The sequence below is a fragment of the Collinsella sp. SGI.180 genome (assembly GCF_050313455.1).
GTDB lineage: Bacteria > Actinomycetota > Coriobacteriia > Coriobacteriales > Coriobacteriaceae > Collinsella.
This window is the reverse complement of sequence record NZ_JBNPLL010000006.1, coordinates 50315-63787: the sequence shown is the minus strand read 5'-3', so window position 1 is coordinate 63787 and position 13473 is coordinate 50315. Positions and strand designations below refer to the sequence as shown.

Below are 13473 nucleotides of genomic sequence, written 5' to 3'. Positions count from 1 at the left end.
CGGAGATGGTCGCATGGCACAGCCGGATACGACGCGCACGGTGGGGCTTGCGCTCGAGGGAGGCGGCTACCGCGGTATGTATACGGCGGGCGTACTCGATGTCTGGATGGAGCACGGCTTAACTTGTGACCATATGGTGGGTGTCTCGGCGGGTGCGGCGTTTGGGTACAATTTTAAGTCACGCCAGATCGGTCGCGCCATTCGGTATAACAAGGCCTATTGCGCCGACAAGCGCTATGCGAGCGTGACAAGCTGGCTGCGAACCGGTGACATGTTCAATGCCGATTTTGCCTATCATGAGGTGCCGCTTGAGCGCGATCCTGTCGACTTAGAGGCGTATCGTGCCTGTCCTATGCGGTTTACGTGTGTGTGCACCGATATCGAGACGGGTGAGGCCGTCTATCACGACCTGCCGTATGGCGATGAGCGCGATATCGAGTGGATTCGGGCATCGTCGGCGATTCCCGTGGCGACCAAACCCGTTCGGATTGACGGACATCGATATCTGGATGGCGGCGTGGCCGATTCCATTCCCAGTGCGTGGTTATTCGAACAGGGGTATGACCGCAACATCGTGGTGCTGACGCAGCCGGCAGGCTTTGTAAAGCAGCCGAACAGTTTGATGCCCATGCTGCGACGTGTGTTCCGCCACTATCCGAAGTTTGTCGAGGCGCTTGAACGCCGGCACGAGGTATATAACGCTGCACTCGACGACCTGGCGCGTCGCGAGGCCAGCGGCGAGGTTTTCGTGGTGCGTCCGAGCGAATCGGTGAAGGTGCCATCGCTGTGTCGCGAGCCAGAGGAGCTCGAGCGCATCTACCAGGTCGGTCGTCGTGATGCGGCCGCGACCTTGTCGGCGTTGGAAGCATATCTGGCAGAGTAGGGCAAACTGCAGAGCCCTCGGCGGAAAGTGCGTCCCAGAATTTGCGTCTGGAATGGGATGCAGTTTCCCAATGGAGTCGCATGCGGAAAACGCATCCCAGAATGGAGGTCCAAACTGGGATGCGCTTTCCGCTATTGAAGATATGAGGCTGCGAATCAGCTGCTCGGCCGATGCCTATGCCTGCTGCCAGGTGTCGACAAGCTCCTTGGCTGCGACACGGGGGTCGTCAGCGCTGCAGACGGCGCTCACCACAAAGAAGCCCTCGACGCCGGTGGCCTTGAGTTGCGGCAGATCGGCTTTTTTGACGCCGCCGCCGACCACGATGGGAACGGGGCTTGCCGCATGGAGCGCGGCCAGGTCCTCAAAGCTCTTGGTGATGATGGAGCCATCTGCCGCGCGTCCACAGTCGCGCTTGGTCTCGGTCTCGTGGAGCGGGCCGATGCCCAGGTAGTCGACTAGGCTCATGTCGGCGGTCTTGACGTACTCGAGCATTTCCTCGCAACGGGCCGAAAGACCCACGATGGCATCGGGGCCCAGAAGCTTGCGGCAGACCTCGACGGGAATATCGCTCTGGCCCACATGCACGCCGTCGACGGAGATACCCTGTTCGCGTGCGGCGAGTACGCAGTCCAGACGGTCGTCGATAAGCAGGGCGACCTTGCCGGTCTTGCCGGCGCGAGCGATAGCCTGCGCGGCGTCGCCCGTCAGCGCGATGATCTCGCGGGCACTTGCCACCTTGGAGCGCACCTGGATGCAGGTAAAGCCGGCATCGAGCGCCTGCGCTACCACATCGCCCACGGGACGTCCCAGCGTGTTTTCGGGGCCGAGTACCAGATAGGCCGAGATATCAAGGTTGTCGCGGATGCTCATCGTGCTTCCTCCTGCTTTTTGATCTGCGCTTCCATGCGCTCGAGTTTGCCGGTCATGGTGTCGGTAAAACCGGGTCGAATATCGGCTTTGAGCACGACTTCGGTGCGGATGCCCTTGCTTGCCAACACAAAGGTTGCGTCGCGTACGACCTGCATGACCTCGTCCCAGTCGCCCTCGATCTCGGTGAACATCGAGGTGGTGCGGTTGGGAAGGCCGCTCTCGCGAATGACGCGCACGACCTCGGCGACCTCGGCGGAAAGCTCGTCGCCTGTGCCGCACGGGGCGATGGCTACGGCGACGAGCGTGTTCATGTCGGCAGCGGTTGCGGGTTCGGACATGGCTTATGCCTCCTCGAGCTCGAGGTGGTTATTCGCAATATCCTGAGCGGTCGCGCGGTAGAGTTCGTCGATAAAGGCGACCTTAAAGCTTGCCGGGGCATCAGCGACAGCGGCGGCACGCGTGCCGGCAACGTTGTAGACAGCGGTACCGCAGATGGCTGCCGTAAACGGATCGGCGGCGCAAGCGTACACGGCCAGGACGCCGCCCTGCGAGCAGCCACAGCCGGTAATCTTGGACATGAGCGGGCTGCCGCCGTGGGACTTGGCCACGGTCGTGCCGTCGGTAATCAGGTCGACTTCGCCCGAGACCACTACGGCGCCGCCGGTGTAGCGGGCGAGTGCCACGGCAGCGCCGCGGGCGGCGTCGACCGTATCGGTGGTATCGACACCGCGCACGCGGCTCAGGTCAGCCGCCTCGCCTTCAAGACCCCACAGGCCGGCGAGCGCGATGATCTCGGAGGCGTTGCCGCGCACGATGGCGGGCTTGTACTGCTTGAGCTCGTTTACCAGCTGGGTGCGCAGGCTACCGATGCCCAGGCCCACCGGATCGAGCACCCAGGGTTTGCCGGCGTCGTGTGCCGCTTTGGCCGCACGGGGAATCGTCTGCTCGTAGATGGGGAAGAGCGTGCCCATGTTGAGATAGATGGCGTCGCCGCCGGCAACGAGCGCCTCGCCCTCGTCGGGCAGATAGACCATGGCGGCCGAACCGCCTACGGCGAGCTGCGCGTTGGCGACAAAGTCGATCGTCACCGTGTTGGTGATGGAGCCGGCCATCGGGTTGGTGGCGCGAATCTCCTCCACGGTCTTGACCACATTTTGTTTAAGCTGTTTCGAATCAATCACTGCACATGCCTCCTTGGCATAGAAAAGGGGCGCTGTGCATAGACAGCGCCCCTGTAAAGGCGGCATGCTCCCTACGCCAGCATTAACTGACAGGTTCAAAGGATTGGGCCCCATGCCCTCTCAGCCTTGTGGTTTGCACCGCCGGCACTCCCGCATCGAATCTGTTGTTCCCTATACTAGCGCACCTGCCAAAAAGGGACAGGTTTATTTTGGCAGGTGGCAACTGGGGCGTTGCATTTTCCCAGATAAAACCTGCCAAAATAAACCTGTCCCTTATTGGCAGGTCGCTACAATGGATACGGTGAAAATGACTGGGGGCCTTATGATCAAACTTGTGCTGACCGATATGGACGATACGCTGATTCCAGCCGGGCATGACGGCGCCAGCGACTACGCCATCGAGGGCATTCATGCCATGCAGGCGGCGGGCCTGCACTTTGGCCCGGTTTCGGGCCGTCAGCCTTCCGCGATGGGCTGGATGTTTCGTAATCGTTCCGAGTGCTTCTCGACCGGTGCGTTTTGCAACGGCCAGGTCATGTTTGTCGACGGCGAGGTGGTAGCCTCGCATGCGACCGATAACGCCGCCCTTATTCGCTTGGCTGACTACTTGGAGCAAGAGACCGATGATACCTATCTGAAGGTCTACAGCCTGGGCGATGACTATTGGGACAATGACGCCTATTGCGTGACGAGCGACCCCGAGCGCGTGCGTCGCGCTATGGAGTCGGGCGGCAACGCGTGGCTCAAAGGCGAAGAGGCCCCGTGCCGTCCCGTTGTCGGTGACGCGCCGGTGTTCAAGGCGAATATCTGGAGTGCCCGTTCGCGTGAGGGGCTCGCGGAGCTACGCGAGCGCGTTGCCGCCGAGGTGCCGGAACTCTCGCTCGTGTTTCCCAACAGCCGCGTGCGCCTTTTCGATATCTTGCCGGCTGGTTGGGACAAGGGCTGTGCCACGCTGGAGCTGGCGCGCGCTTTGGGCCTGACGCCCGACGAGGTGGCGGTGTTCGGCGATTCCGATAACGATCTGCCCATGATTAATGCCGTTCCCAACTCCGTTGCAGTCGCCAATGCCAATGAGGCCGTCACGGCTGCCGCGCGTTGGCATATCGGCGCTGCGGCAGACGATGCGGTTGCCGGGGCTCTGCATCAGATTGCCGCCTGCGCCGCGACGGGGGAGATGCCGTCGTTTATGCGCCAGATGGACGCGACGGGTCTTGGCGTCACGAACGTCTAGGGAGAAAGTCATGAAGCTTCAGCAGCTCAGGTATGTTGTTAAGGTTGCCGAATGCGGCAGCATCACCGAGGCCTCGCGCCGGCTCTTTGTGTCGCAGCCTTCGATTACCGCCTCGATTCGCGATCTCGAAAACGAGATGGGTGTGCACATCTTTGAGCGCACCAACAAGGGCGTCATTGTGTCCGAGGAAGGCGAGACATTCTTGGGCTACGCGCGCCAGGTACTCGATCAGGCCGATCTGCTCGAGGATAAGTACAAGGGTGCATCCGAGCAAGTGCCGCACTTTAGTGTGAGCTGTCAGCATTATTCCTTTGCCGTTAATGCGTTTGTCGACGTGATCCGTGAGTTCGATGCCGCGCGCTACGACTTTACCCTGCGCGAGGAACAGACTCACGAGATCATCGAAGATGTCGCGCACATGAAGAGTGAACTGGGCATTCTGTACTTATCCGAACATAACCGCGAGGTTATCGAGCGCATGCTGGCGGCCAACGAGCTCGTATTCGAAGGACTCTTCTGCGCCACGCCGCACGTCTTTGTATGCGCCGACCATCCACTGGCGGACCACGCCAGCGTGACGCTCGGGGACTTGGAAGACTATCCGTTCCTATCCTACGAGCAAGGCAGCTACAACTCGTTTTACTATTCCGAGGAACTGACCTCGACGTTTGAGCGCCGCAAGAATATCCGCGTGCGCGACCGTGCGACGTTGTTCAACCTAGCCATGGGTCTCAACGGCTACACGGTGTGTTCGGGCGTGATTAGCCACGAGCTTAATGGCCCCGGTATTATCTCGATTCCGCTCGATGTGGATGAATACATGGAGATTGGCATTATCACGCGCAAGAATACGACCCTCACGCGCTATGGACAGGCTTATGTCGAGGCCATCCGGAGGCATATCTAACCGGTAGCGTTTGATGTTGCTGTCTTGGGCTGTCGAAATGGCTATAGGAAAACTATATGGCAAACATATATAAACGCATATTTTACGATAACCAGGAGTGCGCTCATACTCTTGCTCGCCAAAGTATTCCATGCAAAAGGAGATTCCTATGAGCAATTCCACCCAGCTCAAAGCGCCGTTTCGCGCCGATATCGTCGGCAGTTTTCTTCGTCCGCAGGCCGTAAAGGACGCCCGCGCTGCCTATGCGGCAGGCGCGCTTGATGCCGAGGGACTTAAGGCAGTCGAGGACGAGGCCATTCGCGATTTGGTGGCAAAGCAAAAGGCCGCCGGCCTGCAGGTCATCACCGACGGCGAGTTCCGCCGCAGCTACTGGCACCTCGATTTTATGTGGGGTCTCAACGGCATCGAGCGCCGCACCTCGCGTACGGGCTATATGTTCCACGATGAGGAGACTACCGCCGACACCGCCGTGGTGACCGGGCCTATTAGCGGCGAGAACCATCCGTTCGTCGAGCACTTCAAGTTTGTCAAGGCGCTTGAGGGCGAGGGCCAGGTTGCGCGGCAAACCATTCCGGCGCCGATCCAGACGTTCTCCGAAGTCACGCTCGACCGCTGCGACGGCCAGCAGGAGAGCCTGCGCGCCGTCTACAAGACCGACGAAGAGCTCACCGATGCCATCGCCGCAGCATACCGCACCGTGATTGCCGATCTGTATGCCGCGGGTTGCCGCAACATCCAATTTGATGACTGCACCTGGGGCATCTATTGCGATACTGACTTTGTGTCCAAGACCGGCATGAGCCCGGTTGACCTGCAAAAGGTGAGCGAGCTGGGCGTGGCGCTCAACAATGCTGCCATCGCAGGCAAGCCTGACGACTTGGTGATCAATACGCATGTATGCCGTGGCAACTACCACTCTACTTATGCCTTTGAGGGCGGCTATGATCCCATCGCCCCGTACCTGTTTGCGCATGAGGACGTTGACGCATTCTATCTGGAGTTCGACACTCCGCGCGCCGGTGGCTTTGAGCCGCTCAAGTACGTTGCGCCCGGTAAGAAGGTCGTGTTGGGCCTGGTGACCACCAAGGCAGCCGAGCTCGAGGACGAGGACGCGACCGTCGAGCGTATTCATGAGGCGGCAAAGTACGTGCCGCTTGAGAATCTGTATCTGTCTCCGCAGTGTGGCTTTGCCAGCTGCGAGATTGGCAACAAGCTGACCGAAGGCGAGCAGTGGGCAAAGATCGCGCTGGTCAAGCGTATTGCCGAACGTGTTTGGAAATAGCGGTACCGTTTGCAAGTGACGGCGCGTGCGAGACATGGTGTATCGCGTACAATGGTTCGGACCGTATCGTTCGGGCAGGTTATCCGCTATGCCCGAGCGCCCTTCCATTCGAAAGGACATCCATGTCCCAGTCCTCGACGCCCGCCGTCACCGATGCCATCTACGACGCTTCGTCGCTCGGCCGCCCGCGCATGCTCCTGCTCGGTCTGCAGCACCTGTTTGCCATGTTTGGTGCCACGGTGCTGGTGCCCGTGCTCACCGGCCTTTCGGTATCGGCAACGCTTTTGTTTGCCGGCTTGGGCACGCTGCTATTCCACTTCCTGTCACGCGGTAAGGTCCCCGCATTTTTGGGCTCATCGTTTGCCTTTATTGCCGGCTATGCCGCAATCGCGCCCAACGGCGAGGCCGAGCTCTTGCCCTACGCTTGCCTGGGCGTTGCCTGCGCCGGTTTGCTCTACCCGGTGCTTGCGGCGCTCTTCCGCGCGTTTGGTGCCAAGCGCGTCATGCGCTTCTTCCCGCCGGTGGTGACTGGCCCCATCGTCATTTCGGTCGGTCTGATCCTGGCGAGTTCCGCTATTGCCAACTGCCAGACTAACTGGCTCGTTGCCGTGGTTGCCGTCGCCGTAATCGTCATCTGCAATATTTGGGGTCGCGGCATGGTCAAGATCGTGCCGATTTTACTGGGCGTCGTGGTGAGCTATGCCGTTGCAGCTGCGCTGGGCGAGGTCGATTTCTCCGGCGTCGCAGCCGCTCCCTGGCTTGGCTTGCCCGTCGTGTGGGACAACACGGTGTTTGCACTCTTTGGGCCGCAGTTCGATAGCGGCCTTGCCACGACGGCCATCATCACCATCATGCCGCTGGCCTTTGCAACCATGATCGAGCATATCGGCGATATATCCGCTATTGGTTCCACCTGCGAGCGCAACTACATCGCCGATCCCGGCCTGCATCGCACGCTGCTCGGTGATGGTCTCGCCACGATTCTGGCTTCGCTCTTTGGCGCTCCGGCCAACACCACGTATGGCGAGAACACCGGCGTGCTCGCCCTGACGCGTGTGTTTGACCCGCGCGTGATTCGCATTGCCGCGTGCTGCGCCATCGTGCTTTCGTTCTGCCCCAAGTTCGCTGCCGTGATCGCCGCCATGCCGGCATGCGTTATCGGCGGCGTGTCGCTCGTGCTCTATGGCATGATCAGCGCCGTGGGCGTCCGTAACCTCATCGAGAACCAGGTCGATTTCCAGAACAACCGCAATGTGCTGGTGGCGGCTCTGGTGCTCGTGCTCTCACTCGGCATTGCCTACAGCGCCGCCGGTGGCATCGTGCTGAAGCTGTTCGGCGTGACGATTTCGCTTTCGGGCCTTGCCGTGGGCTCGCTGGTGGGCATCGTGCTCAACGCGATTCTGCCTGGCAACGACTTTGAGTTCGCCGTTTCCGAACTCGAGGAGACTGTCGAGTAGTAGTTGTGTTCAGCTAAATCAAAAAAATGGCGCCCGTGCGTACGCGTGGGCGCCATTTTTAATGCGTCAGTATCCAGTGTATGCCGCGGGCCATGCGCAGACCGGTTTGGGCAAAGTGGTTACCGGGGTTGAGCTCGAAGGTCGCGGGGATGCCTCGGTCGCCGAGTAGTTTTTCCATTGCGCGCGTGTCGTCGAGTACGTGCCGCATCATGCGGTTGGGCGTCTTGGTCTCCTTTTTGCCGAGTGATAGATAGACGGCGTTGGGCGCGGCTGGCATCGTGTGCCCGTGTGCGTAATCGACAAATCCGGGAAACCATAGGGACCCCGATGCGCTTGCGGCACGGTTAAAGGCATCGGTCTGCCAGAGCGACCAAAGCGAAAAGAGGCCCGCCAATGAGTAACCGGCAATGCCGCGCCAGGTAGGCGGGCAGGGAAGTGATGGCTCGACCTCTGGGATTATCCGATTCAGCAGTTCATCGAGAAACTCGGACGCCTGACCACCAAAGGGCTCGGCATCGCGCACGGTTCCGTCGCATTCCCAAGGGCTCAGCTCGCGATTCCAATTGAGCTCGCCAATGGCGACCAGGGTGAATGGCGGGCAATCAAGCTCAAGACAACGGCTATAGACCTCGGTGCCGTCACCCATGACCGCGGGAAGGTAAATGACGGGCGCGCTTTCGACATGCTTTGAATGAATGGTTATCTGCTTTTGACGCGCTTCCATGACAAGCTTCTCTCTGCATTTCGACATCTACAAATACGATTGTCGCACGTCGGCGTAGGGACCGTCGCTAAAAGAAAGGCGCAGAGCCGCTTGATACGACTCTGCGCCTTGAGGTTTTGCTTTGGCAGCTTTGCCCTTACGCTACAAAGAAGTAGACGAGGAAGGCGAGTGCTGCGATCCACATGAGCGGCTTGATCTTGGAGGCCTCGCCCTTAAAGAGCGCGACGACCACGTAGGCGATAAAGCCCAGACCGATGCCGGCAGAGATGGAGTAGGTGAAGGGCACGCCGGCGACAATCATGAACGCTGGGAAACCCTGCGACACGTCGGACCAGTCGATCTCGGAGGCCTCGCTCATCATGAGGTAGCCGACGTAGACCAGAGCACCGCAGGTGGCGGCGCTGGAAACGATGGTGACGATGGGGGAGAAGAACGCGGCGAGAATGAACAGCACGCCGGTGGTGACGGAGGTGAGGCCGGTGCGGCCACCGTCGGCAGCACCAGAGGTGGACTCGACGAAGGTGGTGATGGAGGAGACGCCCATAAAGCCACCGGCAGCGGCGGCCACGGAGTCGACGACCAGGATGGGACGGATGTCCTCGACATTGCCGTCCTCGGTCAAGAACTCGCCCTGCTTGGCGACGGCCATCGCAGTGCCCATGGTGTCGAAGAAGTCACTCATGAGCAGCGAGAAGGCAACGACGAGCAGCATCGGGTCGGTCAGGACCTTCACGATGGCCATGTTGCCATCAGCAGTGCTGGCAAACGGGGCGCCAAAGGTCGAGAAGTCGAGCGGTGCGATGAGACCCTCGGGCGCATGGGTGACGCCCAGCGGGATACCGGCGATAACGGCGACGATGATGCCGATGAGCAGCGAGCCCGGCACGTTGCGGGAAGCAAGGGCAACCGTCACGACGATGGAGATGATGCCGACGATAAAGGTGGGGGAGGCGATATCGCCCAGGCCGACGAGCGTACCGGCGCCAGCGGTGATGATGCCGGCGTCGCACAGGCCGATCATGGCGATAAACAGGCCCAGACCCACCGAGATGGCGTGGCGCAGGACCACGGGGATGGCGTCCATGATGGCCTCGCGCAGGCCGCAAAGGACGAGTAGCAAGATGATGATACCTTCGAGGAAGATAACACTCATGGCAACGTGCCAGTCACCGCCGCACATGGTGGCGGTGATGCCCGCAATCATGGCGTTGATGCCCAGGCCCGACGCACAGGCGAGCGGGCGGTTGGCGAAGATGCCCATGCAGATGGTCATGATGCCGGCGCCCAGACAGGTGGCGCAGGCGAGCGCTCCCGCATCGATGCCAGCGCCCGAGAGCACCGCAGGGTTGACGGCGATGATGTAGGCCATCGCCAGGAATGTTGTCAGTCCAGCGCGAAGTTCGGTCCCGATTGTGGACTTGCGCTCGCTGACGTGAAAAAGTTCGTCCATGCATACCCTTTCCTTGTTCGGCCCCGAGTTTAGGCCGATTGACACGAACTTACCTACTATATCGCCTTTGGAAGGTCGATGCTTCTCGCATGTTGAAGTTCGGCGCTTTGTAACAGGCGGACGGTATTTTTCGCATGAAAATGTGTAGGTACCGTATACTTAAGCAGTTACATTAAACTCTTTGGAGGAACGTATGATTAAAGAGCTCTGCCGCGACGAGGCTATCCTGTCCCAGCGTTGCGAGGTTGCGACTGTCGAGGACGAGTCGGTCGCACAGGACCTGATCGATACCATCAAGTCGCTCGAGGACGCCGGCTGCCTTGCCGCCAACCAGATTGGCGTCACCAAGAAGGTCTGCGTCTATCTGGACGACGCCGGCGAGCCCCACGTGCTCTACAACCCCCGTCTGGTGTTTGGCCTGGGCGCCAGCAAGATGGAGGAGAGCTGCCTGACGCACGACGAAATCACCAAGTCCACGCGCTATATCAAGTGCAAGGTTGCCTTTGACCAGATCGTCGACGGCAAGATGAAGGAGTGCCGCCGCGACTACACGGGCTTTGAGGCACAGATGATCCAGCATATGATCGATCACTGTCTTGGAAAGTTGGTCTAAGGGGACCAAAGCCCGCACCTTGCCGCTCAATCGTCGCTCGCGTACCTTAAGTACGCTTCGCTCCTCTTTCGTGGCAATCTGCGGTACTTTGACCCCTTAGACGACCTGCGAGGTTGACTTGGTTGAGTTTATCTTGCTTGTGTGGTCCGGACGTGACGTTATTGTCATGTCCGGACCTTTGTGTTTAGCGCCTATTTGTTTGGTAACAATGAGCTTAACAAGGACGTATGGCTAGGAGGCGCCATGTGCACGAGCATTCGATTTACCGATAATTCCGGCAACATGTATCTGGGTCGCAACCTCGACTGGAGCTTTAGCTACGGCCAACAGGTTCGCGTGATGCCCCGCGGGTTCCATATCCCGTATTCGTTTATCGACGATGCGTCGGCGGCACACGCGGTAATTGGCATGTGCATCGATTACAAGAACTATCCTATGTTTTTCGACTGTGGTAACGATGCGGGTCTGGCTGTGGCAGGGCTCAACTTTCCCGGTTATGCCGAGTATGCCGAGGACCCGGTTGATGGCAAGACCAATATCGCAGCCTATGAGTTTCCCCTGTGGGTGGCAGCGACGTTCTCGACGGTCGACGAGGTCGAGGCTGCGCTGCGCGACACGGTGATTGTTGCCAAATCTGCCGGAGAGGGGCTGGGTGTGTCGCTGCTCCATTGGATTATCGGCGACAGCCGGCGCAGCATCGTGGTCGAGATGATGGCTGACGGTCTGCATGTATACGACGATCCGGTCGACACCCTTGCCAATCAGCCGACCTTCCCGTGGCACATGGAAAACCTGCGCACCTATATCACCGCTACAAGCGATTTTCCTCAGACGGCGACATGGCGTGGCGCCGAGCTCAAGCCCTATGGCGCGGGTGCCGGCATGCGCGGTATTCCGGGTGACTGCTATTCGCCGAGCCGTTTTGTAAAGGCGGCGTACCTCAATGCCAATTACCCGCAAAAAGAAAGCGAGGCCGAGAACGTCATTCGCATGTTCCGCTCGCTCGAGGGGGTGGCGATGATCGAGGGTGCGTCCAAGATGGGTGACGGCAAGTTCGAGAAGACTATCTACACCGGATGCTTTAGCGCGCGCACGGGCAATTACTATTACTCAACGTATGAGGATCCGTCGATTCGCTACGTGAGCCTGATGGATGCCGAGGGCGCGAGCCCCGATAGGCTCGTGGTTCCCGAGCCGCGTCGTTCGTAGCCGGCGGCCTTACTGCAATGCAAAGCGGCCCTGCGCCTCCTGTGAGGCGCAGGGCCGCTGTCGTCGACGCGCGACGTCGTTAGAAGTTGGCGTCGTTGAGTTGTTCGCTCTCGAGGCCGTCGAGCTGTTGCTGTTCGGGCGTATCGGCGACGCTCCCGAGCAGCTCGGTGGGGTCGACGTTCATGTCCCTACCGGCTTCGTTGCCGTTGCCAAGCTCGTCCGAGAAGATACCGACATCCATTTCCTCGGCTTCCTCGATCTGAACTTCGAGCTGGAGTTATTGGCGAGCAGCGCCGCGCCGCCGATCATGGCAGGTAGGACCAGCCACGGCGCCAGTTTGCGCGCCAGGCTAAACAGGGCGAAGATGCCGCCCTCGTTGTGGTTGTCGGCCTTCATGGCGATTACCACGTACTTGACCGTGCTGGTCTTGGAGGTTTGCCTCCAGTTTGGCGTGCGCCACGTGGACTCCCTTGGACATCCGGTTATCTGTCTTGGGCAGATAACTTTTATGCCGTCTTTATTCATACAAGAGCTGTTTGGCACATCGGGTAATTTTAGACAATAATCCCCAGCTGAGGATTATTTATGTACGCAGGTAGCATTTCAAAACAGGGGCGCATCCGCTGTATGGCTTTGCTGCAATGTAATAACCGCGGACGCGCTCCTGCTTTGAAACTGAAGAGGGAACTTTTAGACGCGTGCTGCCTGAGCGATACCGGTCTTGGCGCCTGAGCGTTTACCGGCGAGTTCGCAAAAGATCGCGCCGCCGATGATAAGCACGGCGCCCATCAGGCGGACCGGTGTTATGACTTCGCCCAAAAGGGCGGACGAGAACACGACGGCCGAAAGCGGCTCGAGGTAGCCGACGACAGCGACGGTCTGCACGGGCAGTTTGGCGACGGCGCTAAAGTAGAGTAGACAACCGATGCCGGTGTTGACGACGCCGAGCATAGCGACGGCGCGCCAATCGATGGTTGCGGCGATGCTGGCGGACAGGAATGAGGGGGTGCCTTGGGTGACGAGTGTAAGGACCAGCGCGGTCACAAAGGCGGCGCTCACCTGGAGCGCGGAGTTCTCGAGGCCTTCGATGTGCGGCGCGCCCTTGCTGGCGATGACCATCAATGCATAACAGAAGGCCGAGGCGATTCCGCAGACGATGCCCGCAATGGGCATATTGCCGCCTAGACCTTGCGCTGCAATGAGAAAAGCGCCGCAGGCGACTGCGATAAACCCGGCGATTTTGCCACCGGTTAGTTTTTCGCCAAAGATAAACGGCGAGAGGGCCATGACGATGATGGGGCCGCAGTAGTACAGCAGCGAAGAAACGCCGACGCCGATCGTCTGATAAGCGCGGAACAGAAAAATCCAGCTGGCGCCCAGCGCGGCTCCCGAGAGGAGGAGGGCTGCGGCTTCGCGGGGGCGAGAAGGCGCCTGCAGCTTATGGCGTTGGGTAATGGCGAGGATGGTGACAAGCGAAAGGGCCCCCAGAAAAGTGCGCAGCAGCACGATATCGGAGCTCGGGAGTGCGATGGCCGCAGCGATGATGCCGTTGGAGCCAAACAACAACAATGCTGCTAAATACGTAATCAATCCGTTGTTCATGCGCTGCCGTCCCCTCTATATCCGTGCATGTTCACTATGGTTGAACTGGCTTTAGAAGAAAAGC

The 13473-nt window shown here is 59.7% G+C and carries 14 protein-coding genes, 1 pseudogene and 1 riboswitch; of the genes and pseudogenes, 7 read left to right on the top strand and 8 right to left on the bottom strand.

The annotated features are described in order from the left end of the window. Positions 1 to 13: 13 nt before the first annotated feature. Positions 14 to 883: a patatin-like phospholipase family protein gene (locus tag ACQRAP_RS03995; protein ID WP_427728297.1), complete on the top strand. Its 870-nt coding sequence runs from the start codon at positions 14 to 16 to the stop codon at positions 881 to 883. 174 nt (positions 884 to 1057) lie between these two features. On the opposite strand, the gene ACQRAP_RS03990 is transcribed toward ACQRAP_RS03995, so the two are convergent. The 3 genes from ACQRAP_RS03990 to thiM are packed head-to-tail and all read right to left on the bottom strand — an operon-like array spanning position 1058 to position 2934. Beyond that, positions 1058 to 1753: a thiamine phosphate synthase gene (locus tag ACQRAP_RS03990; protein ID WP_427728197.1), complete on the bottom strand. Its 696-nt coding sequence runs from the start codon at positions 1751 to 1753 to the stop codon at positions 1058 to 1060. Then, the gene (locus ACQRAP_RS03985; RefSeq protein ID WP_427719764.1) at positions 1750 to 2091 is read right to left on the bottom strand and encodes a thiamine-binding protein; all 342 of its coding nucleotides are present in this window, start codon (positions 2089 to 2091) and stop codon (positions 1750 to 1752) included. Before ACQRAP_RS03985 ends, ACQRAP_RS03990 begins: the two co-directional genes overlap by 4 nt. A gap of 3 nt (positions 2092 to 2094) precedes the next feature. After that, positions 2095 to 2934 (bottom strand): hydroxyethylthiazole kinase, encoded by an 840-nt coding sequence (gene thiM, locus ACQRAP_RS03980; protein WP_427794956.1) that lies wholly within the window; start codon positions 2932 to 2934, stop codon positions 2095 to 2097. 51 nt (positions 2935 to 2985) lie between these two features. Continuing rightward, positions 2986 to 3096, bottom strand: a riboswitch (TPP riboswitch). 160 nt (positions 3097 to 3256) lie between these two features. Here thiM and ACQRAP_RS03975 point away from each other — a divergent pair. From ACQRAP_RS03975 to ACQRAP_RS03960, 4 genes are all read left to right on the top strand, one after another. Continuing rightward, positions 3257 to 4165: an HAD-IIB family hydrolase gene (locus tag ACQRAP_RS03975; RefSeq protein WP_427794955.1), complete on the top strand. Its 909-nt coding sequence runs from the start codon at positions 3257 to 3259 to the stop codon at positions 4163 to 4165. Between the two features lie 10 nt (positions 4166 to 4175). Then, the gene (locus tag ACQRAP_RS03970; protein WP_427728200.1) at positions 4176 to 5072 is read left to right on the top strand and encodes a LysR family transcriptional regulator; all 897 of its coding nucleotides are present in this window, start codon (positions 4176 to 4178) and stop codon (positions 5070 to 5072) included. Between the two features lie 148 nt (positions 5073 to 5220). Beyond that, complete coding sequence (locus ACQRAP_RS03965) at positions 5221 to 6354, top strand: 5-methyltetrahydropteroyltriglutamate--homocysteine S-methyltransferase (protein ID WP_427794954.1); 1134 nt, start codon at positions 5221 to 5223, stop codon at positions 6352 to 6354. Positions 6355 to 6476: 122 nt separating this feature from the next. Beyond that, a complete protein-coding gene (locus ACQRAP_RS03960) occupies positions 6477 to 7811 on the top strand; it encodes a uracil-xanthine permease family protein (RefSeq protein WP_427794953.1) in 1335 nt (444 codons plus the stop codon). A 58-nt stretch (positions 7812 to 7869) separates the two neighbouring features. Here the strand turns inward: ACQRAP_RS03960 and ACQRAP_RS03955 are convergent, their stop codons facing one another. Continuing rightward, the gene (locus ACQRAP_RS03955) at positions 7870 to 8535 is read right to left on the bottom strand and encodes an alpha/beta hydrolase (RefSeq protein ID WP_427794952.1); all 666 of its coding nucleotides are present in this window, start codon (positions 8533 to 8535) and stop codon (positions 7870 to 7872) included. Positions 8536 to 8671: 136 nt separating this feature from the next. Further along, entirely contained in the window at positions 8672 to 9985 is a 1314-nt protein-coding gene (locus ACQRAP_RS03950) for an NCS2 family permease (protein WP_427794951.1), read from the bottom strand. 193 nt (positions 9986 to 10178) lie between these two features. Here ACQRAP_RS03950 and ACQRAP_RS03945 point away from each other — a divergent pair, with 193 nt between their 5' ends. Beyond that, positions 10179 to 10598, top strand: coding sequence for a peptide deformylase (locus ACQRAP_RS03945; RefSeq protein ID WP_154517060.1), 420 nt, complete (start codon positions 10179 to 10181; stop codon positions 10596 to 10598). 243 nt (positions 10599 to 10841) lie between these two features. Beyond that, positions 10842 to 11807 (top strand): choloylglycine hydrolase, encoded by a 966-nt coding sequence (bsh, locus tag ACQRAP_RS03940; protein WP_427747885.1) that lies wholly within the window; start codon positions 10842 to 10844, stop codon positions 11805 to 11807. A gap of 79 nt (positions 11808 to 11886) precedes the next feature. Here bsh and ACQRAP_RS03935 read toward each other — a convergent pair whose 3' ends face one another. From ACQRAP_RS03935 to ACQRAP_RS03925, 3 genes and pseudogenes are all read right to left on the bottom strand, one after another. After that, on the bottom strand, positions 11887 to 12048 hold the full coding sequence (locus ACQRAP_RS03935; protein ID WP_427794980.1) for a hypothetical protein: 162 nt from the start codon (positions 12046 to 12048) through the stop codon (positions 11887 to 11889). 38 nt (positions 12049 to 12086) lie between these two features. Further along, positions 12087 to 12230, bottom strand: a pseudogene (locus ACQRAP_RS03930) (KUP/HAK/KT family potassium transporter); the annotation flags it as partial. Between the two features lie 267 nt (positions 12231 to 12497). After that, positions 12498 to 13409, bottom strand: a complete 912-nt coding sequence (locus ACQRAP_RS03925) for a DMT family transporter (RefSeq protein ID WP_427794950.1) — start codon at positions 13407 to 13409, stop codon at positions 12498 to 12500. Between the last annotated feature and the right edge of the window lie 64 nt (positions 13410 to 13473).